A 25,295-nucleotide genomic window follows, 5' to 3' on the forward strand; every position below is an offset into this window, starting at 1 on the left:
ATTCCTCCTCAGTTGATTGTCAGTTCGGCCGAAACGACGGGTTAACCGGTGGTCGATGCCGTCCGACACGATCGTCTTCGGCCAAGTCCGCGCAACGGCGCGGAGGTGCCAAGCGATTTCTGGCAAGCGGCTCACAATCCCCCCATGCCGAATCCGATCAGGAGAAGGATTGCTAGGCTGATCCCGATCAACAGCAGCAGTCTGCGGTCCATCGCCGACCTCCAGAGCCGTCATCGCATCGTGCAAGGTTAGCCAAGATCGGCGATGCGCGCCAGCGCAACCGCGCCCCCGGCCAAACAAAAGGCCGCGACAAAATGCCCACTTGCGGTTATGCTGGCTGAGTCAGGTCGCGGATTTCGTGTGACCAGAACCGTCAGAAGACGGCACCACGAACCGCACCCCCGGGACACGATCCAAGAGGAGTGGTCATGGCGAGTTTTCACGTCTTTGCAGGATCCCAGAAAACGATAGCGCATCCCAAGGTGCGGCATATGAGCGTCGGAGACGTGTTCGACGCCCTGCGGCTCGGTTTTGAGGATTTTTGGGAAAAGCCGTCGCATTACGTCTTTCTGTGCCTGATCTATCCCGTCACCGGCATCATCCTGCTGACTTGGGCTTCGGGCGGCAACGCGCTGCAATTGCTGTTTCCGCTGATGTCCGGTTTCGCGCTTCTGGGCCCCTTCGCGGCGATCGGGCTTTATGAAATCAGCCGTCGCCGCGAGCTTGGGCTCGACACGTCGTGGTCGCATGCGCTGGAAGTGCGCAAATCGCCCGCCATACCGGCCATCATCGCGGTCGGCGCCCTTCTCGTGGTTCTGTTCCTGACCTGGCTCTATACCGCGCAGTCGCTGTATGTCTGGCTGTTCGGCACGGCCGAGCCCGTCTCGGTCCCGGCCTTCCTGACCGGTCTTTTGACCACCCAGCAAGGTTGGGCGCTGATCATCGTCGGCAATCTCGTCGGCTTCCTGTTCGCGCTTGTGGTGCTGAGCACCACGGTAATCGCCTTCCCGCTCCTGCTCGAACGTGATGTCGGAGCCTATGCGGCGATCGAAACTTCCGCGCGCGCGGTGCTGGCCAATCCGGTCCCCATGATGCTGTGGGGTCTGATCGTGGCGATCGGGCTGCTCGCCGGCTCGCTGCCGCTTCTCGCCGGCCTTGCGGTTACCATTCCCGTGCTCGGCCACGCCACCTGGCACATCTACCGCAAGGCGATCGTGCCTGCAGGAACGCGTCGGGCCTCATCCTCGGCAGCGAAGTAAGACCGCAGACGCCTCTCTCCCGTCGGCTGCCCGAAACAGATCTGGCAGCCGACATTCGCTTGGTCGCAAGGTTGGGCCGCTCCAGGGGCCGCGTCGCGCCTCTGCCGAGATCGCACTGTCCCGCCCAACCGCGACGGCCGGGTTTCATACTGTTGCGTTCTCGGAGTTTTTGCGCGCGCTATCCACCGCCGGAAAAGAAGGTCATTCTGGTGAAAACCGTATGATCGGACTCGATCACCATGATGGCCACGAACACCAGCACGGCGATCGGCGGCAGGATGATCGCCCAGGAAAGCGCCGCCCGTTCCCATATCATATGCATGAAAACCGCCATGATCAGCCCCGCCTTGAGAACCATGAAAAGCAGGATCAGGCCCCAGCGCAACAGGCCTTCGAGGTGGATATAGTCGACCATATAGGAACAGGCGCTCAAGACGAACAGCCAGCCCCAGACGAGCAGATAGAGGCGGATCGGATGCTGCTGGCCATCGCCATGGCCGGCGACGGCGGCCTCGCCCGGTTGCGTTTCATGTGCATGCGCGGATGACGAAGACATGAGCGTCCCTCACCAAAGATAGAAGAATGCGAAAATGAAAACCCAGACCAGATCGACGAAGTGCCAGTACAGGCCCATGATCTCGACCTGCTCGTAATCGCCGCGCCGACTGGTGAAGAAGCCGCGCTCGCCGCGATCGTAATCGCCGCGCCAGACCTTTCTGGCGACGATCAGCAGGAAGATGACGCCGATCGTGACATGGGTGCCGTGAAAGCCGGTGATCATGAAAAACGACGAGCCGAACTGCGCCGCGCCCCATGGATTGCCCCACGGCCGAACGCCTTCCTGGATCAGCTTGGTCCATTCAAACGCCTGCATGCCGACGAAGGTCGCGCCCATCAGCGCGGTGAACAGCATCAAGATCACCGTCATGCGCCGGTTGCGGCGGTAGGCGAAATTGACGGCCATCGCCATCGTACCGCTCGACGAGATCAGCACGAAGGTCATGATCGCGATCAGGATCAGCGGAATATCGGCGCCGAACATATGCAGGGCGAATACCTCGCTCGAGTTCGGCCAGGGCACCGTCGTCGACATCCGCGCCGTCATATAAGACAACAGGAAACAGCCGAACACGAACGTGTCGGACAACAGAAATATCCACATCATCGACTTGCCCCAGCTCGCAGTCTTGAAAGCGCGCTGGTCGGATGCCCAGTCCGAGGCGATGCCCTTGAGGCCATCGGGCCGGTCGGGTGCGGTATGTGCGGTATCGGCCATTATCCACCCCTCAAATCAGAAACTGACGGCACACTGCGATGAAATCGTTCGCCCAGCCGGCGAGCAGCACGAACACGCCCAGCCAGATCAGAAGCAGGAAGTGCCAGTACATGGCGCAAAGTTCGATGCCCAGGCGCGTGTTTTCATCGTTGCTGCCCCGCATGCTGCGCGCGCTGACGCGCGCAAGGCCGACGATGCCGGCGACGATATGCAGCCCGTGCATGCCGGTGATCAGGTAGAAAAAGCTGCTGGCGGGATTGCCGTCGAGCAGATAGCCGTCCGCCGTCAGGTCGCGCCAGGCCATCAACTGTCCGGCCAGAAAGGCGACTGTGGTCAGCGCGGCCGTGACCAGCGCCAGTCGCACCGTGGTGCCATGACCCTGGCGCGACGCCGCGACGGCGATTTGCAGCGCGATGCTGGCCATGACGAGGATCGCGGTGTTGAGCCACAGAACCGAAGGCAGCGGCGTGGCCTGCCAGTCGGCATAGTCCATGCGCATGAAATAGGCGCTGGCAAACAGCGCGAACAGCGCGCCGACCACGGCCAGGAAGATGCCGAGCGCGATCTTCGCCGTCGGCATGCCGGTCACGTCGGTGTCGGGAAACGCCGCCGGCACGCCCTGTTCCAGCCAGGGTTTCGACATCAGCCGCTGATGCGACAGCCACCAGCCGGCGACGCCGAGAACCACGAGCAGGAAGACCAGGATGACGCTCATGCCGGCCCCGCCGCTTGCGCCGTACGCGGCCCGGGATCGTTCTGGGCGATGAAGTCCTCCGGCGCGCCTGGCACGGAATAATCATAGGCCCAACGATAGACCACCGGCAGCGTATCGCCCCAATTGCCGTGCGGCGGCGGCGTGGTCGGCGTCTGCCATTCCAGCGATGTCGCCCGCCAGGGATTGCCGCCGGCGTCGCGGCCGAATTTCAGGCTCCAGAACAAATTGAACAGGAAAACGAGCTGGGCAAAGCCGACGACCAGCGCGGCAATGGTGATGAACGCGTTCAGCGTATGCACGGATTCGGGGATGAAGGCGGTGCCGCTAATATCGGGATAGCGCCGCGGCACGCCGACCAGCCCGACATAATGCATCGGAAAGAAGATCGCGTAGGCGCCCAGAAACGTGACCCAGAAATGGAACTGGCCCATCGCCTCGTTGAGCATGCGACCGGTGATCTTCGGGTACCAGTGATAGATCGCGCCAAAAATCACCAGGATCGGCGCCACGCCCATGACCATATGGAAATGCGCGACCACAAACATCGTATCGGACAAGGGCACGTCGACGACAACATTGCCGAGGAACAGACCGGTCAGCCCGCCATTGACGAAGGTGACGATGAAGGCGAGCGCAAACAGCATCGGAAGGGTGAGATGGATGTCGCCGCGCCACAATGTCAGCACCCAGTTATAGACCTTGAGCGCGGTCGGAACGGCGATGATCAGCGTGGTGGTGGCGAAGAAGAAACCGAACCAGGGATGCATGCCCGATACATACATGTGGTGTGCCCACACGACGAAAGACAAGGCGCCGATGATGACGATCGCCCACACCATCATCCGGTAGCCGAAGATATTCTTGCGGGCATGGGTACTGATCAGGTCGGAGACGATGCCGAAGGCAGGCAGCGCGACGATATAGACCTCCGGATGGCCAAAGAACCAGAACAGATGCTGGAACAGGATCGGGCTGCCGCCGCCATATTCGAGCTGCTGGCCGAGCTCGACCAGCGCCGGCATGAAGAAGCTGGTACCCAAAAGCCGGTCGAACAGCATCATCACGCAGGCCACGAACAGGGCCGGAAAGGCCAGAAGCGCCATCACGGTCGCGGTAAAGATGCCCCACACCGTCAGCGGCATGCGCATCAGCGTCATACCGCGCGCACGCCCCTGCAGCACGGTGACGACATAGTTCAGCCCGCCCATGGTGAAGCCGATGATGAACAGGATCAGCGAGACCAGCATCAAGATGATGCCCCAGGCCTGGCCACCCGGCGTGCCCGAAAGAATCGCCTGCGGCGGATAGAGCGTCCAGCCGGCGCCTGTCGGCCCGCCCGGCGCGAAAAAGCTCACAACCAGAACGAGCACGGCCAACAGGTAGATCCAGTAGGACAGCATGTTGGCATAGGGAAACACCATGTCGCGCGCGCCCACCATCAGCGGGATTAAGTAATTGCCGAACCCGCCGAGAAACAGCGCCGTCAACAGGTAGATCACCATGATCATGCCGTGCATGGTGATGAACTGGTAATAGGCTTCCGGGGTGATGAAATCGAAGGTGCCGGGAAAACCGAGCTGCAGGCGCATCAGCCACGACAGCACGAGTGCGACCATGCCGATCGCGATCGCGGTGCCGGAATACTGGATGGCGATGACCTTGGCGTCCTGCGAAAAGACATAGGTCGTCCACCAGCTTTTCGGATGGTAGAGTTCGACATCGGCGACTTCCGCGGCCGGAACGGTATTGTCGGCATGGGGCGTGATATCGACCATTCATCCACCTCCCGTCAGTGCGGCGCGCCCGTTTCCGGCGGGACCGACGCAAAATCCTATGCAGCCGCCTCCCCGCTCACGGCCGCACATCCCCGGCGGCGCTGACCTTTTCCGGCGCCGTCAGTTGCGCGAAGGTCGACTGGTCCTGCAGCCAGGCCCGATAGTCTTCCTCCGTGTCGACCATGACGATGCCACGCATATAGCCGTGGCCGGTGCCGCACAGTTCCGCGCAAAGCACCTCGAACGTTCCCGTGCGTGTCGGCGTGAACCAGAAATAGGTGATCGTGCCCGGCACCATATCCATCTTGGCGCGGAACTCCGGCACGTAGAAATCGTGCAGCACGTCGATCGAACGCAACAGCATCTTGACCGGTTTGCCGATCGGCAGGTGCAGATCCCCCGCCTCGACCACGACGTCGTCTTGTCCGTTCGGGTCGTCGGGATTGACGCCGAGCGGGTTCTCGAAACTGATGAGACGGCTGTTGGACGTACCCAGCCTGCCGTCGGCGCCGGGCAGGCGGTAACTCCACTGCCATTGCTGGCCGACGACCTCGACCTCGACGGCGTCGTCGGGCACCGTGACGAATTGGTACCAGACGAACAGGCCGGGTGCGAGCATGACCGCGACGCCCAAGGCGGTGACGACCGTCAGCCAGGTCTCCAGTTTCTTGCTTTCCGGCTCGTAAGCCGCCTTCCGGCCTTCCTTGTGGCGGAACTTGAACACGCAATAGGCCATGAACAGCACAACGGCCGCGAACACCGCGCCGGTTATCCAGAAGGTGATGACGAGCGTGGTGTCGATATAGCCCCAGTTCGAGGCAATAGGCGTCCACCACCACGGGCTCAGGATGTGAAACAGAACCGAGCCGGCGACTATAAGAACGAGTACAAGCGCGACCGCCATTCACCGTTCCTCCCGGCATCCCTTCGCCGCTGACGCGCCGAACCCGGATGTCACCTCACCATAACCTAATATTCCACGCCGACACCACATTATCGCGGGGCGCGGCTCGTCCGGCGGGGTCCGCAAGGCCTTTCCGGTCGCCGGCAAGCGCCCGGCGACGTAACGTCAAGTCATTGATTGACAATGACGAACCCGGAAGTGGCTGACGCGCGGCAATTGGACCTGCGTCAAAATGTCATCCCTGTGGACATTCCTCCGAGCCGAACTGCGCTTACGCGGACAGCCCCGGGATCGCCTCAGTCGCCCAACCGCCAACATCCGATCGTCTCGTACTCGGTAAGCCACAACTTACTATGAATGAGGGAAAAAGCGCGCACGGTGAACCGGATCGGCTCGATCTCCCCGGTCGACATCGGCTTGGCGCCATAAAACAGCGTCATATGCGGCATGAAGCGGCGGGCCGCACGCAAGCCGTTTCCGCTCATCGCGATACCCAGCCTTTCATGGAGCGTAAACACGGGACCATCTTCGCCGAGCAGCACAAATGGCCGGCGGGGTGGGCCGTCAAGGCTGGCGGCGGCGCGCAAGGTGACGTCGAACGGAGGCATCGTGACGGCTTGTCCTGCCTGCCGTGCGGCATAAACGAACTTCTCGCGCAAGCGCCGGTAATCGCCGACATGATGCAAGGAGATGTGCAGGCGTTCCGCGCGTAGCGGTTTCTCCGGCAGCCGGGCTTCCTCGACGAACCGGCTTGCCAGGCGCCTAGCCACGGCGGCCGTTTGCATATCTGGAAAGATCGCGAAGAAAAGCCGCTCCGGCCGTTTCGGCCTGGCGGGAAAATCTTGAACGAAGTCGAACGCGCATTGAACAGGGGCCGACGACACGGGCATTGCCTCCACGTCCCGCCCGATCTTATTCCCGAACCGCGTGAACCCTCGCGCGGGCACGGCCCCTTCGCCACTCGCAACGAACTAGAACATATAAAGAACAAACACAAGGCCGCCAGTCACTTTTCATCGACCGTCCGCATCGGCGCCGCCCGTGAGTGTGATTGCCCCGGGCCCCGGCTCACGAAACCAGGGGCAGTAATTTCAACGCCAGGTGATAGTGCAGCCGCAATTTCGGTTGCAGAGCCTTCTCGCCGGTCATCTCGGTGATCTGGGAGATGCGGTAGCGCACCGTATTGTGGTGGATGTGGAGCAGTCTCGCCGTCTCGCGGTAATTGCCGTTGCAATCCAGAAAGACCCGGAAGGTCTCGATCAGGTCGACCCTGTGCGTCTCGTCATGATCGATCAGCGTGCCCAGCCATTCGTGAACGAAGCGATGTACGTCCGGCTGCATCGCGCTTTTGGAAAACAAGCGGTAGAAGCCGGTCTCGTCATAAAGATGCACGCCGCCGGCGCTGCTTGTGTTGCGGCCATGTTCGAGCGCCTGCTCTGCCTGTTCGTAGGCGCGATAAAAATGCTCCACCGCCGTGACCTGGCTGACGCCCGCCGACCAGACCACCTCCTGCGCGCCGATCTTCATGAGCCTGGTATCGACCTGCTCCTTGAATGTCTCCGGCTGGCACAATCGCTCGTCGTCCTCCGGAATCAGAATGACGACGCGGTTGTTGTGTATGACACCGGTGATTGTCTCGCCATGTTTCGAAAAATGCACCCGCAAGGCGTTGGAAAGCGCGCGGAAGCGATCGGTGCCAATGTCGTGAAAAGCGATCACGACACCGACATAACGCGCATGCAGGCGCTTGCCCATCGCACTGTAGCGGGCCGCCAGCGTCGCGCGGGTCTGGCTGCCCATGCTGCGGTCGATCAGCGACAGGACGAATTCGTTCTGCCGCTCGAAGATGACGCTCTGATCGGCCCGAATCTGCCGGACCTTCAGCGATATCAGAACTTTCGCGTAGCTCAGATGGTCCAGTTCCTCATCGGTCAGTTTGCGGTTCCTCTCCACAACGACGAGCGTGCCGATCATGCCGTTCGCATGTTCGTAGGGTGTGAAGACGATGCTGGTACGCCGGCCTGTCCGGCGGGTGAGCGCGTTCTTGACGTCGATCGTCTCGCTGGCCCAGCCCTCCTCCTCCAAAAGCGCGAGCGCATCCTGCATGTCCGGCTCGAGATTGGTCGGCGCGCTCAGCGCCAGACCGTCCATCGGGCTGATCACCATCACCGGATTGGCCAGCAGCGCGTTGAGGTCGCCGAGCAGATCCTGGAGCGCCGAATCCGCCAGCATCGCTTGGCTGAGGCGGCCGCCGAACAGCTCGGGCTGGACCACCTTCCCGGCCTTCGCCTCGAAGAATTTCGACATGACCGGCGTGATAATCTCGACCCATGCCACACCCTCGGGAACCACGATAATGGGAAAGTCGAGCGCATCGGCGCAGTCGATCATCTTCTGCGGCACACGCTTCATATAGCGGTTCAGCTTGAGCCCGAGTCCCGACGCGCCGTGCTCGACCAGTTCGTGAACGAACTGGTCGAGCCTGTGGCGCAATTGAAGCAGCGGATAGGTCGACGTCAGGGCCAATTCCTGGCCGCGCAGCCACCGAACGGCGTCGGGCGCGTCGAGCACCGTCGCGGTTTCGACGACGCGATCGAGCCCCTTCTTGCCGGCGAGCAACGACCCGTCCTGCATCGCGGGCAACGTCAGAACCTGCCCGACGGTCAACGCCATTATGTCCGCTCCCTTTCGATATCCTCGCCTCGGCGGGGCCGATCTTATCGACTCAAATTTGTATTTTAGATACAAAAAAATTAGCAGTCGATTCATGCCCGTGGTCAATAGTTTTTCGCCCGCGAGCCGATAGGGTTCCCGTCGGTTTTAGGGAGAACGAACTGGTGAAGAACAACGACCTCGCGGTGGCGGAGGCGCCGTGTGATGCGCTTTCCTTTCTTCAGCAGGTCGTTGGCTGCAACACCGTTTCGCCGCCCGGCAACGAGATCGTGCTGGCCCGTATCATCGAGGCGCGGCTGGCCGAAGCGGGCATTCCCGCCCGGATTTTCCAGCAGAACGAACACCAGGCGAACCTGGTCGCGACGCTGAAGGGCGGCGCCCCCGGGCCGCGCCTTGTCCTCAGCGGACATCTCGACACGGTGCCGATCGGCGACGCGGCCTGGAAACACGATCCCTTTTCCGCGACGGTCGAGGACGGTCGCGTCTACGGCCGCGGTACGGCCGACATGAAAGGCGGCCTGCTGGCGCTGCTTTACGCCTTCATGCAGCAAAAGGACATCGCGCCCGACCGGTGGCGCGGCGAACTGGTCTTCGCCGCCACCTATGCAGAAGAGGTCGGCGCACTCGGCGCGGCAACCATGGTGCGCGAGCGGCAGATCCCCGAATTCGACGCAATGATCATCGCCGAGCCGACAAGCAACGGGCTGGTGATCGCGCATAAGGGCGTTCTGTGGCTGCGCGTGACCAGCTTCGGCAGGACGGCGCACGGCTCGATGCCGGCGGCCGGCACCAATGCCGTCGACAAGCTGCATCTGTTCTACGAGCGCCTGAAATCACTGGAACTCGGCGTCTCCACGACGCCGCTTCTGTCGGATCCGACCTTTGCCGTCACCACTTTCAACGGCGGCAGCAACACCAATGTCATTCCCGACCTGTGCCGGATGACGATCGACATCCGCACCGTGCCGGGACAGGACCACCGCGCCATCGTCGCCCGCATCGAGGCGATGGCCGCCGCGCTCGCCGCGGAGGATCCCGATGCGCGTTTCGCAATCGAATCCACGCTCGACCTGCCCGGCCTGCTGACCGACGAAACGTCCAGGATCGTCGCCGACTGTCGGTCGGTCCTGGCCGAACGGGGCGCGGACGCCGTACGCGGCGCGCAATATTTCACCGATGCCTCCGCATTCGCCGCCCATGGCGGCGACATCGTCATCCTCGGTCCCGGCGAACCGGAACAGGCGCACCAGACCGACGAACACCTCGCCATCGACGCCTATTTCGGCGCGATCGAGATCTACCGCCGGATCATCGGGCGGTTTTTGAGCAAGCGTTAACAGGAGGAAAGGGAGACCATGACCTGTATTGCAAAGACCAAGGCCGCACTCGCCGCGGCATTGCTGAGCGCCGGAACCATGCTCGGGGCCGGGATCGCCCACGCCGAAACGACTTTGAAGGTGGGGCACGTTTTCGCCGCCGACCACCCCTGGCAGATCGCGCTCGAGGGCCTGTCCAGGGACGTGGCCGCGGCAACCGACGGCGAAGTCGTCATCCAGGTCTATCCGAGTTCGCAGCTCGGCGGCGACCGTGAAGTCGCCGAAGGGCTTCAGCTCGGTACCGTCGAGATGGGGTTGTTCGGCACCGGCGCGTTACAGGTGCTCGACAAGCGGCTGATCATCGAGGAACTGCCCTATGCCTGGCCGACCCGCGAGAAGGCCTACGCCGCCGTCGACGGCGAGCTGGGCGAAGCGCTGGCCGAGATTCTGGCGACCAAGAACATCAATACGCTCAGCTGGTGGGAAAGCGGCTATCGCCACATCACCAACTCGGCCCGCCCGATCGAAACGCCGGCGGACCTGAAGGGCATCAAGCTGCGCGTGCCCGAGGCCGAGCTGCGCCTCGACACCTTCCGCGAACTCGGCGCGCTGCCGACGCCGATGGCGTTTTCCGAGGTGTTCACCTCCCTGCAGCAGAACGTCGTCGACGGCCAGGAAAACCCGCTGGCGACGATCTACGCCTCGAAATTCTACGAAGTGCAGGAAAACCTGGCGCTGTCGGGCCATATCTGGGGCTCGGCGATCCTGACGATTTCCAAGCAGGCCTGGGACAAGCTCACCGACGAGCAGAAGACCATCCTGCGCGAGAAGGCGGAAATCTGGAAGGAGAAGGAACGCGAGATGATCCGCAAGAGCGACGAGGAAGTGCTCGCCAAGCTCGAAGCCGAAGGCATGAAGGTCACGCGGCCGGACCCCGCCGCGTTCCAGGAAATGGTCCAGCCCGTTTGGGACAAGTATGAGAGCGTCTTCGGCGAAGACCTCCTCGCAATCGTTCGTAAATACTCGAACTAAGTGAGCACGCCGACGGGCCGGTCCTGCTTACGGGGTCGGCCCACGGTGTCGCGGATGGGATTGGCGATGGGTCAGCCTTTGAATGCTCTCAAGCAAGTCGTCCTCAAGCTCGTGCATTGGCTGCTGATGCTGATGCTGCTGACGATGACCGGCGTGATGTTCGCCCAGGTCATCTGGCGCTACCTTCTGCAGTCGCCGCTGGTCTGGTCCGAGGAACTCGCACTGCTGTTGATGGTCTGGATGACGTTCCTAGGCTCGGCGCTGATGCTGGAGCGCAAGGAGCATGTCGCAATCGACTTGTTCGTTGAATGGCTGCCGCCGGCCCTGAACCGCCTGGCGGAGGTCGCGGGCGCACTCGTGATGCTCGCGTTCAATTGCGCCCTGACCTACGGCGCGTTCGTGATCGCCGAGACCGCGCGCGAATCGATCATGCCCGGCCTGAAGATTTCCGGCGCCTGGCAATATATCGGCGTTCTGATCGGCGGCGGGCTGCTGGTTCTGGTTTCCATCGAGGCCCTGGTACGGGCGGTGCGCGGCACCCAAGCGCGGGAGAAGCAGTCATGAGCATCGTCCTGTTCATCCTTCTGCTGGGACTGATCGTCATCAACGTCCCGATCGCGTTTGCGATCGGCTTTGCCTGCCTGACCTATGTCCTGTTCAAGGACATCAACATCGCCCTGGTCGCGCAACGCTCGGCGACCGGAATCTACTCCTATCCATTCCTGGCGCTCCCCATGTTCGTCTTCGCCGGTGTGCTGATGGAGCATGGCGGCATCACTCAGCGCATGATGCGACTCGCCAACGCCGTCATCGGACATATTTCGGGCGGGCTCGCGGCGGTCACGGTCGCCGGCAGCGCGCTGTTCGGCGCCCTCTCCGGCTCGGCGATCGGCGACACAGCCGCGATCGGCTCGATCATGATCCCAGCCATGAAGGCCAAGCGCTACGCGGCCGGATTCGCCGCCGCGCTTCAGGGCTGCAGCGGCGTGCTCGCCTCGCTCATTCCGCCAAGCCTGACTATGGTCATTCTCGGCGCGACCGGCAATATCTCGATCGCCGGCCTGCTGATCGGCGGGCTGGTTCCCGGGCTGCTGATGGCGTTTCTGCTGATCATGGTCTCGCTGCTCATCAGCCGCCGCCGCGGCTACGGCAAGGGCGAACGCGCCACCTGGCGCGAATTCGTTGCCGCCGTTTCGGACTCCGTCCTGCCGCTGCTTTTGCCGGTGATCATACTCGGCGGCATATTGGGCGGCATCGTCACCGTCACCGAGGCCGCCGTACTTGCCGTCGTCTACGCCTTTTTCCTGTCGGCGGTGATCTATCGCGAGGTCAAGCTCACCGACCTGCCCGAAATCAGCATGCAGGTGCTGCGCATCGCGGTGCCGGTGCAGCTCATCGTCGCGATTTCGCATCTGTTCGCCTGGATCGTGACCACGGAGCAGATCCCCCAGCAATTGACCGCGTTCTTTGCCGCGGTCGCGCCCGATCCGCTCACCTTCCTGATCATGCTCAACTTCCTGCTTTTGCTGCTGGGCACGTTCATGGAAAGCAACGCGTTGATCATCATCCTGATTCCGATTCTGATGCCGGTGGTCCAGCAATACGGCATCGACCCGCTGCATTTCGGCGTCATGTTCGTGGTCAATCTGTGCATCGGCGCCAACACGCCGCCGCTGGGTGTCACGCTGATGACGGCGGCCAAGATCGCCGAAGTCCGCTTCGCCGAGGCCTCGCGCGCCGTGCTCCCGTTCCTTGCGGCGATGATCGTGGTACTGATCCTGACGATCCTGTTCCCGCAATTGTCGACCTTCTTGCCGAGCCTCTTCCTCTAGGTCGGGCCCGGCGAGCCATCCAGGAGTGTGATGTTGGAAAAGACAGCCATCCAGATCAAGGAAAGCGACCATGTCGCGACCGCCACGGTCGAGCTTTTGCCGTCCGAGACGGTGATCGTGTCGGGCATCGGCAACGGCCGGCCGCTGAAGGTGGAGGAGCGCATTCCGCGCGGCCACAAGATCGCGCTGCGCGATATCGCCGCCCAGGAGGAAATCCACAAATACGGCGAGGTGATCGGCATCGCCACAAAGCCGATCTCCGCCGGCCATTGGGTGCATGTACACAATTGCCGCGGCGCCAAAGGCCGCCGCTTCGACGCATCCCATGCACAACAGCAAGGTGACTGACATGAAATTCAAGGGCTATCGCCGCGCCGACGGCTCGATCGGCATCCGCAATCATATTCTCGTCATCCCGACCGTCTCCTGCGTCAACCGGGTCGCGCTCGACATCGCCTCCAAGACCGGAGCGGTGACCTTCATGCATCCCTATGGCTGCACCTTCGACGCGGAGGAAAACACCACCACCGAGGATACCTTCATCGGCCATGGCCGCCACCAGAATGTCGGCGCCGTGCTGGTGGTCAGCCTCGGCTGCGAAACCGCCTCGGCCCGGCGCATCGCCGACACGATCGCGCCGACCGGCAAGCCGGTCGAGATGCTGATCGTCCAGAAGCAGGGCGGCGCGCGCTCGACGCGCGACGCCGGCATCGAGATCGTCGAGCGCCTTAAGGGCGAAATCGCCGCCGAGCCCCGCGACGAGGGCGACGTCAGCGAGTTGATCGTGGCGCTTGAATGCGGCTCCTCGGACGCGTTTTCCGGGCTGACGGCCAACCCGGCCGTCGGCGAGGCCGCCGACATCCTGGTCGGCGCCGGCGGCACGGTGGTGCTGTCGGAAATCACCGAGATGGTCGGCGCCGAACGGGTCCTGTGGCGACGCGGCAAGACCGACAGGATCAAACAGGACCTGATGACGCTGATCAAGGAATACGAGATCGAGCTGTCGATGACCACGCAGGACGACAGCGGCGTTTTCATCTCGCCGGGAAATATCGAGGGTGGCCTGACCACGATCGAGGAAAAATCGCTCGGCTGCATCTACAAAGCCGGTACCCAGCCGATCGTCCAGATCGTCAAATATGGCGAGCGGCCGACCGAAAAGGGCGTGGTGATCATGGACACGCCCGGTTTCGACATCGCCTCGGTGACCGGCAAGGTCGCCGGCGGCGCCCATATGGTGCTGTTCACCACCGGCAAGGGCACGCCGACCGGCTCGTGCATCGCACCGGTGCTCAAGATCAGCTCCAACAACGACACCTACAAGGCGATGCGCGAGGACATCGACCTGAGCGCCGGCGACGTGCTCGAAGGCACCAAATCGCTCAAGCAGGTCGGCGAGGAAATCGTCGAGCTGGTGCTCGACGTCGCCAACGGCAAGGAGGCGAAGGCTGAGTATTTCAACATTCAGGAATTCGCCATCCCCAATGTCAGCGTGGTGCGCAAGGAAGTGATCCACCAGAAGCTGGCCGAGCAGAACGACTTCCGGTTCCAGCAGCCATGAAGCTCGCCTACATGTACGCCACGCCCGACGTGGCGCCCGCCAAAGTGACCGCCGTCCAGGGCCCGGTCGAGGCGACGATGCACACCATCGCCGCGGCCGGTTACAGCGGCGTCGAGCTTTTGGTGTGCGATCCCGGCCGGATCGACCGGCGCGCGCTCGCCGGCGCGATCCGCGCCGCCGGTCTCGACATGCCGGCCGTATGCACCGGCGAGGTCTACGGCCAGGACGGTCTCTCCTTCGCCGACCCCGACCCGGCCCGTCGCCGGGAGGCGATCGAGCGTATGAAAGCGTCGATGGATCTTGCCGCCGAATATGGCGCCATGGTCAATGTCGGCCGGCTGCGCGGGCGCTACACGGACCGCGTAGAGCCGGGGCAGACCCTGGAATGGATCGGCAACGCAATCGAACAATGCGCCGGCGCTTTCGCCGACGTGCCGATCGTTCTGGAGCCGGTGAACCGCCACTATGCCAATTGCCTGCTGACCACGCGCGAGACCTGCGACTTCGTCCGCGCGCTTGGCGTGCCGAGCCTCGCCGTCATGCTCGACACCGCCCATATCCTGACCGAGCGGGAAACGGTGGCCGACGCGATCCGCGAGGCGGGCGCCCTGTTCCGGCATTTCCACATCACCGATTCCGACCGGCTCCCGGTCGGCGACGGCGCCTATGACATCGAGGCCGCGATGCGGGCCGTGATCGACAGCGGCTTCGACGGCTACGTGACGGTCGAGACCTTCCAGGTGCCCGATGCCGCGCACGCGATCGCGGCCAGCTTCGAGGCGATGCGCCCTTATTTTCCCGCTCGCGCCTGACGCGACCCTTAAAGAGGTGACTTCATGAAGATCGTTCGTTTTTCCCACCAGGGCAGCGCGTCCTACGGGTTGCTCGAAGGCGACGCCGTCGCCGTCCTGTCGAAACCGCCCTTCGACGGCATCGACAGGACCGGCCAGGTGCTGCCGCTCGAAGCGGTGCGCCTGCTGGCGCCGGTGACGCCGAGCAAGCTCGTCTGCGTCGGCCTCAATTACACGCTGCACGCCGAGGAATCCGGCGTGCCGGTTCCCGAAGAACCGATGCTGTTCATGTGCGCGCCGTCCGCGATCATCGCCGACGGCGAGGAAATCCGGCTCGACAATGCCAGCGACCGGATCGATTTCGAGGCCGAGATCGGCATCGTCGTCGGCACGACGGCCCGCAACGTCGCGGCCGGCGACGCCGCCAAGCATATTCTCGGCTATACCTGCGCCAACGACGTGTCGAACCGCGTCCTGCAGAAGAAGGACGGCCAGTTCACGCGCGCCAAGTCCTTCGACACCTACAAGCCGGTCGGCCCCTGCATTGAAACCGATCTCGACCCGGACAATGTCGACATCAAGCTGTGGCAGAACGGCGAATTGCGCCAGTCGTCCAACACCAACGACATGATTTTCCCGATCGGGCGGATCTTCGAATTCGTGGCGGGCATCATGACCCTGTTCCCGGGCGACCTGATCATCACCGGCACACCCTCCGGCGTCGGGCCGATGGCGTCCGGCGACGAGATCGTCGTCGAAATCGACAAGATCGGCCGGCTGCGCAACACCGTCGCCTGAACAGGCGTCATAAGCGCCGGGCGTGTCGCGCTTCCCGCGCCTCAGGCCTGAAGAACCAACCTCGACGCCCCGCCATCGGCGGGGCGTTTTTGTTCGCGGCCACGAGCCGCCGGCACCCGGCCTATCGCAGCAAGGCGGTAGGGTAGAGCGCGAGCGCGGGAATGTAGGTGATCGCCAGCAGCGCGATGATCAACGCGACCAGAAACGGTTTTATCGAGCGCATGAACTGGCCGATGCTGGTTCCCGATATGCCGCAGGTCACATACATCAGCACCCCCAGCGGCGGCGTCAACTGGCCGATGACCAGGTTGATGATCATCACGATGCCGAAATGGACGGGATCGATGCCCAGGGTCTCGATCAGCGGCAGCAGGATCGGCACCAGGATGATGATCAGCACCAGCGTCTCCATGAACGTGCCGAGCACGAGCAGGATGATGTTGATCAGAAGCAGGATGAGCATCGGATTGTCCGAAAAGCCCGACAGGAACGACAGGAGCTGCTGCGGCGCCTGGCCGATCGACAGGATCCAGCCGAACGGCGCCGCCGTGGCCGCAATCACCAGGATCGACGACGTGTCGCGGGCCGCGCTGGTGAACACGCGTGGCAGTTCCAGAACCTTCAGCGTGCGATAGACGAACACACCCACCAGGAACGCGTAGGCGGCGGCGATCGCCGCGACCTCGGTCGCGGTAAAAATGCCCATACGGAAGCCGACGATGATGATCACCGGCATCAGCAGCGCCCACGACGCGTCGAAAAAGGCGTCACGCAGCTTGCCGGCCGAAAAGGCCGCGCCGCGCCCGAACCCGCGCAGCCGTGTCATCACGGCCACGGTCACGACCAGCGCGATCGCGATCACCAGCCCCGGCACGATGCCGGCGACGAACAGGTCGCCGATCGACACATTGGCCTGCCAGCCATAGATGACCAGCAGGATCGACGGCGGGATGATCGGCGCCAGCACGGCCGCCGACGCCGTCAGCCCGACGCTGAACCCCTTGTCGTAGCCGTGCTTGATCATCTGCGGCACGAACACCCGGGTGGTGGCGGCGCAGTCGGCGAGCGACGATCCGGATATCCCCGACATGAAGACGTTGGTCAGCACGTTCACATAGGCCATGCCGCCGCGAATATGGCCGACCAGCGCGCCGGTCAGCGCGAACAGGCGCTCCGAAATGCCCGACGCGTTCATCAGCGTTCCGGCGAGGATGAACAGCGGAATGGCGAGCAGCGGGAAGGACTGGACGCCGGCCGTCATGCGCTGCACGGCGATCGTCAGCGGAATCCCTTCCAGCCAGATCACCGCGATCGCCGAGGCGGCCAGCGCATAGGCCGTCGGCACGCCGACCAGCAGGAGCAGCAGAAGCAGCAGCAGCAATGTCGCGATCATGCCTCATCCCCCTCGCCGGCCTGGGCCTCGATGGTGCTCATCAAAGCCGTGCGCACCCCGTCGTCCACGCAGGCGCGGATCACGTGCAACGCCGCGCATATGCTGGTGACGGGCAGGGCGAGCGTATAGAAACCGAAAGTAACGCCCATCATCGGCGTCAGGTCGCCCCAGGTCGTGCGCGCATATTTGAGACCGTAATGAATGGTCACCCAAAACACGGCCAGGCAGGTGAGAACCGCCACGATCGACGCGACCAGCGCGTAGCGCGGCGGCAACAGGCGCAGCACGATGTCGATGCGGATATGCTGGTGGGTCGACAGCGCCGAACTGGCCCCGATGAAGACCATCCAGGTAAACAGCATCGTCAGGAATTCTTCCGTCCAGGTGATCGGCGCACCGAGCACGTAGCGGAAGAAGACGGTGGCGGTCAGGATGACGAAGATCGCGGCCAGCAGCAGCCACAGCGCATGGTACTCGATCTCCCTGACCCGGTCGTCGAGCCACAGAACCAGCGTTTTCAACCGGACCTCCGCGGATAGGCGATGAATGCCAGACCGCGCATGCGGTCCGGCGCCGAAGGCGGCTTATTGCCCGCGGATCGTCTCGATGGTTTCGCGCACAGCGGCGATCCGGTCTTCGCCCCACCGTTCGGCGAGCGCGGTAAAAACGGCCTCCGTCGACCTTTCGGCGAAGGCGGCCCTGTCGGGATCGTCGATGATGGTGATCTCGGTCGTGGCGGCAATCTCCTTGAGCATGTTTTCCTCGGCCCGCTGCTGAAGCAACGTCATCTTCGCCGACGCCGCGCCGACTTCTTCCAGGATGATGCGCTGATGGCGCGGATCGAGGCGAGCCATGGAGTCCTTGTTCATCAGGATCATATTGTTCTGCAGCATGTGCCGCGACATCACAATGTAACCCTGAACCTCGTAGAACTTGCGGGCATAGATCGTCGGGATCGGATTCTCCTGACCGTCGACCGTGCCCTGCTGCAGCGCCGTATAGACGTCGCTGAACGGGATCGGCGTCGGCGCCGCGCCGATACCGCGGATCATCTCGACCCAGACCGGCGATTCCGGCACCCGGATCTTGAGGCCCGCCATGTCGTCGGGCGTGCGCACCGGCTTTTCCGACAGCGTGAAATTGCGCCAGCCCCAATACCAGATCTTGGTCAGCGGGACGATATTGTGCTTTTCCTCCAGCTCGTCGAAGGCCGGCTGCATCGCGGCGCCGGAAATCACCGCCTCGGCCTCGAGCCAATTCTGCCACAGGAACGGCGCGCTCGGGATTTCCATCGCCGGCACCAGCGTGCTAGTGGCGGCCATCGAGGCGGCGGTCATGTCGAGCACGCCGTCGCGCAGCTGCTGCACCATCTCGGTTTCCTTGCCGAGCTGCTCGCCCGGGAAGACCTGGATCGTCACCTCGCCATTCGTGCGTTCGGCAATCCGCGCGACGAACTCGTCATAGAGCTTGCTCGACATTTCGCCAACAACGTTGGGATGGCCGAACCGCAGCACGGTCTCGGCTTGCGCGCCGGTCGCCAACAGCAGCGCCGCCGCGGCCACACAGGCGTGGAACGTTTTTTTCCAGATCATCTACCCCTCCCGGATTGAGAATTTTTCGTGAGAACCAACTGGCCGGAAAGCTCCCTATCCGGCCTTGTCGTGCTCGATCCTATGCAAAGGGCGCCCGAAAACTATTGACCAGCGGAATGAAATGCCGGCGCGGTTGTTGTGTTGCTGATACAAGTCTGGTCCGCTGGCCACGCTCAGCCTGCCTGGTCCTTGCGTGCCAGCGCCACCGCCGCGACGATCTCGTCGGCGCCAAGCGCGCGACGATAAAGCCGCCTGCCGATCAGGAAGGCCGGCGTTCCGGCGAGCGCGAAAGCCTCCGCATGCGTGCGGTTGCGGGCGATCAGCGCGTCGATCGCCCCCAGGCGCTGGTCGAGCATGTCGCGCACCGCGCCGGCATCGGCGCCGGCGCTGCGCAGTGCATCGTCGATACGGCCATGCGTCAGCGGGCCGTCGAGCGCCATCACCGCATCATGCACGGCCGGGTAGGCACCGAGCGCCGCCGAGGCGTGCACCATGCGTGAGGCGTACCAGGCGATGTCGCCATTGATCGGCCAGTCCTTCATCACCAACCGGATGGCGCCGTCGCTCTGTACGATCTCCTTCAACTGCGGATGAAGCGCCTTGCAGGACGGGCATAGATAGTCGAAGAACTCGGCGATCGTGACGTCGCCCGCTTGATTGCCGAGCACCGGCAGGGCCGGATCGAACACCACCTCGTCGAGGGTCGGTGCCGCGCGGCTTCGCTGAACCGGCCACATGAATGCGGCCGCCGCGCCGCCAAGCAGGCTTCGCCGCGAGATCATCACGGCGCCTCAACGCCCGGCACGGACAGGCTCGCCCGCAAACCGCCCTCGTCCCGGTTTTCAAGAGTCAACGTACCGTCGATCCGCGCCATCGCCGCCTGCGCGATCGCCAGCCCGAGGCCGCTGCCGGTGGCCGACCGGGTACGCCCGCGTACGAATTTCTGCACCACCAGCGCCATCTCCGCTTTCGGAATGCCCGGCCCCTCATCTTCAACGACAAAACACACCACCCGATCGCCGCCCGCCTCGATCCGGCAGGTCACCGGCGTGTCGGCGGGCGCATGGTTGAGCGCGTTCTCGATCAGGTTTCTGAGCGCCAGCGACAGGAATTGCGGCTCCACGCGCACCGTCCGCTCCGCCCCGGCACCGGCGTCCACGACCACCGGGCCGCCGTCGGCGGGCAGCGACAATTCGGCCACCGCCCCCTCCAGCAGATCGGCCGCGCGCACCTCCGCCAGCGCCGGTTCGGCGTCGTTGGCTTCGAGCGCGGCAAGGTCCAGAAGCTGCTTCACCAGCCGGGCGGTGCGGTCGACGCCCAGGGTGATCTGTCTGAGAGCGTTGGCGTGCACGGCCGGGTCGTCGCTCGCCAGCGCGATCTGCGCCTGGGTTTTCACCCCGGCAAGCGGGGTCTTCAGTTCGTGCGCGGCAAAGGCGGTGAAGCTGCGCTCGCGCTCGCGTGCCTCCTGCACGCGCCGAAACAGCCCGTTCAGCGCGCCGAGCGCGGGTGCGATCTCGCGTGGCAGGTCGACGCTCGACAGCGGCCGCAAATCGTTCGCCGGCCGCGCCGACAAGGTTTGCGCCATGTCGCTCAGCGGCGACAGGCCGCGCCTGACGCTGATCAGGATCACCCCAGCCAGGAAGGGCAGGATCAGGAGAGCCGGCACGACCAGCCCCTTGATGACGTCGCCGACCAGCCGGTTGCGGATCTGCAGGCTGTCGCCGACCATCACGCGCACGCCGAGCGCCTGGTTTTCGACCGTGAACACCCGCCATTGCTCCCCGCCCACCTCGGCGTCCGAAAAGCCCGCTCTGGCCCCGGTCAAGCGCGTGTCGGGCGCATTTTGCGACCGGCCGACAAGCGTGCCTTCCAGCGACCAGATCTGGCACGAAAGCTGGCGCTCATAGGAGCTGTGATCCACTTCGAACGCGCCCAGGGCCTGGCTTGCGGCCGCCTTGTCCAGCCCCGCTTCGATCCGGTGGTCGGACAACAGCGAATTCACCATCCGCGCGGCCTCCATCAGCCGCGCGTCCAGCACCCGCTCGACCTCGGCCTGGGTGCTCAGATAGATCCAGCCCACCGCCAAAAGCCAGACCAGCCCGGTCGACCCGATCAGAACCGCGATCAGCCGCGCGCGGATGGAGTTCATGCCGCGCGCTCCGTCAGCCGGTAGCCGACGCCACGAACCGTCTTGATGAAATCCGCGCCCAGCTTGGCGCGCAATTTGTGGACATGCACCTCCACCGCGTTGCTTTCGAGCTCCTCCTGCCAGCCATAGATCGTCTCCTCCAGGGCCGATTTGGACAGGATGCTTTCCGGCCGCTCCATCAGCGCCTCCAGCACCGCGAATTCGCGTCTGGTCAGGCTCACCGGCGTGCCGTCGCGATGTGCGGTGCGGCTGGCGGGGTCGAGCACCACCCCGCACCAGTTCAGGGTCGGACTGGGCCGCCCCTTGCCGCGGCGCACCGCCGCGCGCACCCGCGCGGCCAGTTCGTCGAGATCGAACGGCTTGCCGACATAGTCGTCGGCGCCGGCATCGAGTCCGGCGATCCGGTCCGCGACCTGGTCGCGCGCCGTCAGCAGCACCACCGGCGTGGCGTCGTCGCGCCGGCGCAGATCGGCCAGCACGTCGAGCCCAGACCCGTCCGGCAGCATCAGGTCGAGCACGACGCAGTCGTAACGCTGCGTTCTGACGGCCGCGCAGGCATCCTCGCGCGTGCCCACGGCGTCGACCGTGAAACCGGCGAGCCCCAGCCCCACCGTCAACCCGTCGAGCAGCAGCGGATCGTCCTCAACCACCAGAATGCGCATCGCCTTCGTCCATATTGTCCGCGGACCGCTTTGCGGCGCGGTCCGTTTTCGGCCTTAAGCCACCAAAAGATGTTTCATTTTAGGATCGGGAATGACGACGATCGGACTGCCGTCCCTTACCTGATCGTGAAGATGGATGACATCCTGGTTGATCAGGCGGATGCAGCCCGACGACACCGCCTTGCCGATGCTCCACGTCTCGGGCGTGCCGTGAATCCTGTATAACGTGTCCTTGCCGTTCAGGTGAATATAGAGCGCGCGGGCGCCGAGCGGGTTGAGCAGGCCGGGAGGCATGCCGCCATTGGCGATGCTGTAGGGCTCGAGCGACGGCTTGCGCACCACCATCTCGTCGGGTGGGGTCCAGCGCGGCCATTCGCGACGATAGGCCATGATGGCGCGACCGGCCCAGGAGAACCCGTCGCGGCCGACCCCGATCCCGTAGCGCATGGCGCGATTGCCCGCCTTGACGTGATAGAGAAATTTTCGCGGCGTATCGACGACCAGCGTGCCGGGCCTCTCGTCGCTCGGATAATCCACTTCCTGGCGCCAGAAGCGGCGCTCGAGCTGGGTGATATCCACCTCGGGAATTGGAAACCGCTCGTCGGGCATGGCGTGGTACATCGGCGGCACGGTCGGCTTCGGCGCCGCCTCGACGCGTTTCGGCGCCGCCGGCTCGGGCGTGCTGACACAGCCCGAAACGACCAGCCCGCTCAGACCGGCGAGGAAGGCCCGCCGCCCCATCGGGCCCGTGACCGTGCGGGGCCGCGCCCCGTCGTCGCTCGCCGCCGCTGCGACGCGTTTACCCATGCGCCCGTGCGCCATCGTGAAACTCCTTCTGTCTCGATGACGGCCCACAACCGCACCCAGCTTAAGGCTGCCTTAAGTTGGACCCGACACCTCGGCCCGAGAACGGGCCCGCCGCATTGGCGGACGCAAAGGATCCGCGCGCAATGAAGACGATCGTTTTCGCCTTGCTGGCAATGTTCACGGCGGCCATGCCCGCACCCGCATCAGCCCAGCCCGGCACGCCGCTGCCGGTCGACGCGGCGTTCGGCCTCGACGTGACACGGGAACCGGACAGCCGGCTGACCCTCAAATGGGAAATCGCGCCGGGCTATTATCTTTATCGCGAGCAGATCGCCGTCAGCGCCGCCGGCCAGCCCGTCGCCGTCGACACCGCACCCGGGACCCGCAAAAACGACCCTACTTTCGGTCCCTCCGAGGTCTATTACCGCCAGGCGACCGCCCGCCTCGCCGAGCCGGTTTTCGGCACGATCGAGGTCACCTATCAAGGCTGCCAGGACGGCGGCATCTGCTATGCGCCGGAAAAACGCCGGGTCGACGCGCTGACGCTCGCCGTGTCCGCGCCGCCGCGCGCAATGCCGGGCGCGGACGTGGCCTGGCTGACGGAAGAGGCGAGTACAGGCGATGGCGGGCTGCCGGACGGGGCCGGTTTCGCGCTCGCCGCCGATGACGGGCTGATCGACACGCTGCTTGGAAAAGGTGGCGTCCTGCTCGTGGTTCTGAGCTTCCCGCTGTTCGGCCTCCTGCTCGCCTTCACCCCGTGCGTCTTTCCCATGTATCCCATCCTCGCCGGCGCTCTGGCGCGCGAAGGCGACAAGCTCACCGCACGGCGCGGCTTCGTCCTGTCGACGATCTACGTCCTGTCGCTCGCCCTGGCCTTCGCGTTTCTGGGCGCGGCGGCGGGCTGGTCGGGGCAGAACCTGCAGCTCGTGCTGCAGTCGCCCGTCACCATCGGCCTGCTGGCGCTCCTGTTCGCCGTGCTGGCGCTGTCGATGTTCGGGCTTTACGAGTTGCAACTGCCCGGCGCGCTGACACGCTGGATCGCCCGCCGCACCGGCGGTCTCGGCGGGTCGAAACGCTCGGCCGCGCTGCTCGGCTTTTCCTCGGTGCTGATCGTCGGGCCCTGCGTGACGGTTCCGCTTGCCGGCGCGCTGCTCTACATCGCCCAGACCGCCGACGTCGCGCTCGGCGCGGCGGCGCTGTTCGGCCTCGGCATCGGCAAGGGCCTGCCGCTGATCGTGCTCGGCACGCTGGGCGGGCGGGCGCTGCCGCGCGCCGGCGCGTGGATGGACAGCGTCAAGCGCGTCTTCGGCTTCGGTTTCCTGGCCACCGCGATCTGGACCGCGACCCCGCTTCTGCCGGCCGGCCTCGACCTGGTGCTGTGGGCGGCGCTGCTGATAACGATTGCCAGCTTCGCCTTCAGCGCCAGGCTGCCCGCCCCGACGCCGCTTGCCGCCGCGCGCGCGCTCGGCGCCGTCGCGCTTGTTTCAGGCATCATCTTGATGCTGGGCGCCGCGTCCGGCGGCACCGATCCGCTCAGGCCACTGGCGCAGCTCGCCCAGCGGTCCACGCAGGCCGGGCCCGGCCGGGAGCTCGTCTTCGCCAGGATCGGTTCCGCGCCCGAACTCAAAACCAGGCTGGCCGCCGCCGGCGGCCGTCCCACCCTGGTTTATTTCACCGCCGACTGGTGTGTGACCTGCCGCGTTATCGAGCGCTCGGTCCTTCCCGACCCGGCCGTGACCGAAGGACTCGCAAACCTTCAGCTCGTCAAGGCGGACCTGTCCGATTTCGACGACGACAACGCGGCTCTGATGCGGGCGATGCGCGTCGCCGGGCCGCCGACCATGGTGTTTTTCAACGCCGAAGGACGCGAGGTCGCCAAGACCCGCCTGATCGGTTCCGTCACCGTCGACAGCCTGACCCGCTCCGCCGCCGCGGCGCGGGAGCCGTGACATGAACGCCGTCTCGCTCGGGCCGCTCGTGCTTGCGGCCGACCGCTTCGCCGTCGTGCTCGGCCTGTTCGTGTTCATGATCGTCACCGGCATCATGAGCCGGCGCGTCGATCCGCGCTTCAATGTCTGGTCGTGGTGGGCGTTTCTCGGCGGCCTCGCCGCCGCCCGCCTCGGCCACGTTCTCCTGCATCTGCAAAGCTTCCAGGCCGAGCCGCTGCGCGTCTTCGCCCTCTGGCAGGGCGGATTCTACTGGCCGACCGGTGCTGCCGCCGTCGTGGTCAGCCTGTTCCTCGTCCTCACCGGCGCCCGACAGCGCCTGTGGGCGCTGCTGCCGCTGGCGCTCGCCGTCATCGTCTGGAACACGAGCTGGCAGCTCACCGGCGGCACACGGCCGCTCGCCGTGCCCGAACGCGCCTTCGAGACGCTGGCCGGCGCCTCCTACCGGCTCGGCGAACGCGACGGCATCCCGCGCGTCGTCAATCTGTGGGCGACATGGTGCCCGCCCTGTCGCCGCGAAATGCCGATGATGGCCGAACTCGCCGCCGACACCGAGGGTGTGGCGTTCGTCTTCGCCAACCAGGGCGAAGGCAAGCAGGCCGTCCGGCGCTATCTGGCGTCCGCCGGCCTGTCGCTGGAAACCATCCTGATCGATCCGTTCAGCGAACTGTCGCGCTTTTACGGCGCGCCGGGATTGCCGGCCACCCTGTTCATCGACGCTGAGGGCATTCTTCGCCACGCCCATCTCGGCGAGATTTCGCGCGAGGTGCTCCAGTCCAATATCGAACGCCTGGCGACCCGCTGAGGCAAATCA

25 protein-coding genes are annotated in these 25,295 nt (G+C 64.4%); 11 read left to right on the top strand and 14 right to left on the bottom strand.

What is annotated here, in order from left to right; translation table 11 throughout:
- Positions 1 to 428 precede the first annotated feature (428 nt).
- Positions 429 to 1,259 carry a DUF2189 domain-containing protein gene (locus GN330_RS01685; protein ID WP_156710840.1) on the top strand — a complete coding sequence of 277 codons (831 nt, stop codon included), beginning with the start codon at positions 429 to 431 and terminating at the stop codon, positions 1,257 to 1,259.
- 178 nt (positions 1,260 to 1,437) lie between these two features.
- Here the strand turns inward: GN330_RS01685 and GN330_RS01690 are convergent, their stop codons facing one another.
- The 7 genes from GN330_RS01690 to GN330_RS01720 all read right to left on the bottom strand — a co-directional run bounded on the left by GN330_RS01690 (position 1,438) and on the right by GN330_RS01720 (position 8,602).
- On the bottom strand, positions 1,438 to 1,815 hold the full coding sequence (locus GN330_RS01690) for a cytochrome C oxidase subunit IV family protein (protein WP_156710841.1): 378 nt from the start codon (positions 1,813 to 1,815) through the stop codon (positions 1,438 to 1,440).
- A gap of 9 nt (positions 1,816 to 1,824) precedes the next feature.
- Positions 1,825 to 2,535 carry a heme-copper oxidase subunit III family protein gene (locus tag GN330_RS01695; protein ID WP_156710842.1) on the bottom strand — a complete coding sequence of 237 codons (711 nt, stop codon included), beginning with the start codon at positions 2,533 to 2,535 and terminating at the stop codon, positions 1,825 to 1,827.
- Between the two features lie 10 nt (positions 2,536 to 2,545).
- Positions 2,546 to 3,250 (bottom strand): cytochrome c oxidase subunit 3, encoded by a 705-nt coding sequence (locus tag GN330_RS01700; protein ID WP_156710843.1) that lies wholly within the window; start codon positions 3,248 to 3,250, stop codon positions 2,546 to 2,548.
- Positions 3,247 to 5,025: a cbb3-type cytochrome c oxidase subunit I gene (locus GN330_RS01705; RefSeq protein ID WP_156710844.1), complete on the bottom strand. Its 1,779-nt coding sequence runs from the start codon at positions 5,023 to 5,025 to the stop codon at positions 3,247 to 3,249. The genes GN330_RS01700 and GN330_RS01705 overlap by 4 nt, the downstream gene beginning before the upstream one ends.
- Before the next feature lie 76 nt (positions 5,026 to 5,101).
- Positions 5,102 to 5,929: a cytochrome c oxidase subunit II gene (gene coxB, locus GN330_RS01710; RefSeq protein WP_156710845.1), complete on the bottom strand. Its 828-nt coding sequence runs from the start codon at positions 5,927 to 5,929 to the stop codon at positions 5,102 to 5,104.
- A gap of 296 nt (positions 5,930 to 6,225) precedes the next feature.
- Complete coding sequence (locus GN330_RS01715) at positions 6,226 to 6,714, bottom strand: 2'-5' RNA ligase family protein (RefSeq protein ID WP_197434983.1); 489 nt, start codon at positions 6,712 to 6,714, stop codon at positions 6,226 to 6,228.
- 283 nt (positions 6,715 to 6,997) lie between these two features.
- The gene (locus tag GN330_RS01720; RefSeq protein ID WP_197434984.1) at positions 6,998 to 8,602 is read right to left on the bottom strand and encodes a PucR family transcriptional regulator; all 1,605 of its coding nucleotides are present in this window, start codon (positions 8,600 to 8,602) and stop codon (positions 6,998 to 7,000) included.
- A 164-nt stretch (positions 8,603 to 8,766) separates the two neighbouring features.
- Here GN330_RS01720 and GN330_RS01725 point away from each other — a divergent pair, with 164 nt between their 5' ends.
- Genes GN330_RS01725 through GN330_RS01760 form a run of 8 tightly spaced genes read left to right on the top strand, consistent with a single transcriptional unit; the run spans position 8,767 to position 15,932 of the window.
- A complete protein-coding gene (locus tag GN330_RS01725) occupies positions 8,767 to 9,939 on the top strand; it encodes an ArgE/DapE family deacylase (protein WP_197434985.1) in 1,173 nt (390 codons plus the stop codon).
- A gap of 18 nt (positions 9,940 to 9,957) precedes the next feature.
- On the top strand, positions 9,958 to 10,950 hold the full coding sequence (locus tag GN330_RS01730; protein ID WP_156710849.1) for a TRAP transporter substrate-binding protein: 993 nt from the start codon (positions 9,958 to 9,960) through the stop codon (positions 10,948 to 10,950).
- A gap of 54 nt (positions 10,951 to 11,004) precedes the next feature.
- Positions 11,005 to 11,514, top strand: coding sequence for a TRAP transporter small permease (locus GN330_RS01735; RefSeq protein ID WP_156710850.1), 510 nt, complete (start codon positions 11,005 to 11,007; stop codon positions 11,512 to 11,514).
- Entirely contained in the window at positions 11,511 to 12,782 is a 1,272-nt protein-coding gene (locus tag GN330_RS01740) for a TRAP transporter large permease (RefSeq protein ID WP_156710851.1), read from the top strand. Before GN330_RS01735 ends, GN330_RS01740 begins: the two co-directional genes overlap by 4 nt.
- Positions 12,783 to 12,815: 33 nt before the next feature.
- Positions 12,816 to 13,130, top strand: a complete 315-nt coding sequence (locus tag GN330_RS01745; protein ID WP_197434986.1) for a UxaA family hydrolase — start codon at positions 12,816 to 12,818, stop codon at positions 13,128 to 13,130.
- A 1-nt stretch (position 13,131) separates the two neighbouring features.
- Positions 13,132 to 14,343 carry a UxaA family hydrolase gene (locus tag GN330_RS01750; RefSeq protein WP_197434987.1) on the top strand — a complete coding sequence of 404 codons (1,212 nt, stop codon included), beginning with the start codon at positions 13,132 to 13,134 and terminating at the stop codon, positions 14,341 to 14,343.
- Complete coding sequence (locus GN330_RS01755) at positions 14,340 to 15,155, top strand: sugar phosphate isomerase/epimerase family protein (RefSeq protein ID WP_156710854.1); 816 nt, start codon at positions 14,340 to 14,342, stop codon at positions 15,153 to 15,155. The genes GN330_RS01750 and GN330_RS01755 overlap by 4 nt, the downstream gene beginning before the upstream one ends.
- Before the next feature lie 24 nt (positions 15,156 to 15,179).
- The gene (locus GN330_RS01760) at positions 15,180 to 15,932 is read left to right on the top strand and encodes a fumarylacetoacetate hydrolase family protein (RefSeq protein WP_156710855.1); all 753 of its coding nucleotides are present in this window, start codon (positions 15,180 to 15,182) and stop codon (positions 15,930 to 15,932) included.
- Between the two features lie 121 nt (positions 15,933 to 16,053).
- Here the strand turns inward: GN330_RS01760 and GN330_RS01765 are convergent, their stop codons facing one another.
- From GN330_RS01765 to GN330_RS01795, 7 genes are all read right to left on the bottom strand, one after another.
- Positions 16,054 to 17,325, bottom strand: a complete 1,272-nt coding sequence (locus GN330_RS01765; protein ID WP_156710856.1) for a TRAP transporter large permease — start codon at positions 17,323 to 17,325, stop codon at positions 16,054 to 16,056.
- The gene (locus GN330_RS01770) at positions 17,322 to 17,846 is read right to left on the bottom strand and encodes a TRAP transporter small permease (protein ID WP_156710857.1); all 525 of its coding nucleotides are present in this window, start codon (positions 17,844 to 17,846) and stop codon (positions 17,322 to 17,324) included. The genes GN330_RS01765 and GN330_RS01770 overlap by 4 nt, the downstream gene beginning before the upstream one ends.
- Positions 17,847 to 17,909: 63 nt before the next feature.
- Positions 17,910 to 18,917, bottom strand: coding sequence for a TRAP transporter substrate-binding protein (locus GN330_RS01775; protein ID WP_156710858.1), 1,008 nt, complete (start codon positions 18,915 to 18,917; stop codon positions 17,910 to 17,912).
- 173 nt (positions 18,918 to 19,090) lie between these two features.
- Positions 19,091 to 19,699 (bottom strand): DsbA family protein, encoded by a 609-nt coding sequence (locus GN330_RS01780; RefSeq protein ID WP_156710859.1) that lies wholly within the window; start codon positions 19,697 to 19,699, stop codon positions 19,091 to 19,093.
- Positions 19,699 to 21,066 (bottom strand): ATP-binding protein, encoded by a 1,368-nt coding sequence (locus GN330_RS01785; protein WP_156710860.1) that lies wholly within the window; start codon positions 21,064 to 21,066, stop codon positions 19,699 to 19,701. The genes GN330_RS01780 and GN330_RS01785 overlap by 1 nt, the downstream gene beginning before the upstream one ends.
- Positions 21,063 to 21,728 carry a response regulator gene (locus GN330_RS01790; protein ID WP_156710861.1) on the bottom strand — a complete coding sequence of 222 codons (666 nt, stop codon included), beginning with the start codon at positions 21,726 to 21,728 and terminating at the stop codon, positions 21,063 to 21,065. The genes GN330_RS01785 and GN330_RS01790 overlap by 4 nt, the downstream gene beginning before the upstream one ends.
- Positions 21,729 to 21,782: 54 nt before the next feature.
- Entirely contained in the window at positions 21,783 to 22,469 is a 687-nt protein-coding gene (locus GN330_RS01795; RefSeq protein WP_246188530.1) for a L,D-transpeptidase, read from the bottom strand.
- Positions 22,470 to 22,678: 209 nt separating this feature from the next.
- Between GN330_RS01795 and dsbD the strand changes: the two genes are divergently transcribed.
- Together dsbD and GN330_RS01805 are read left to right on the top strand one after the other, a co-directional pair.
- Positions 22,679 to 24,484, top strand: coding sequence for a protein-disulfide reductase DsbD (gene dsbD, locus GN330_RS01800; protein WP_156710863.1), 1,806 nt, complete (start codon positions 22,679 to 22,681; stop codon positions 24,482 to 24,484).
- A 1-nt stretch (position 24,485) separates the two neighbouring features.
- The gene (locus tag GN330_RS01805; protein ID WP_156710864.1) at positions 24,486 to 25,286 is read left to right on the top strand and encodes a TlpA disulfide reductase family protein; all 801 of its coding nucleotides are present in this window, start codon (positions 24,486 to 24,488) and stop codon (positions 25,284 to 25,286) included.
- Positions 25,287 to 25,295 lie beyond the last annotated feature (9 nt).

The sequence above is a fragment of the Nitratireductor arenosus genome (assembly GCF_009742725.1).
Lineage (GTDB): Bacteria > Pseudomonadota > Alphaproteobacteria > Rhizobiales > Rhizobiaceae > Mangrovimarina > Mangrovimarina arenosa.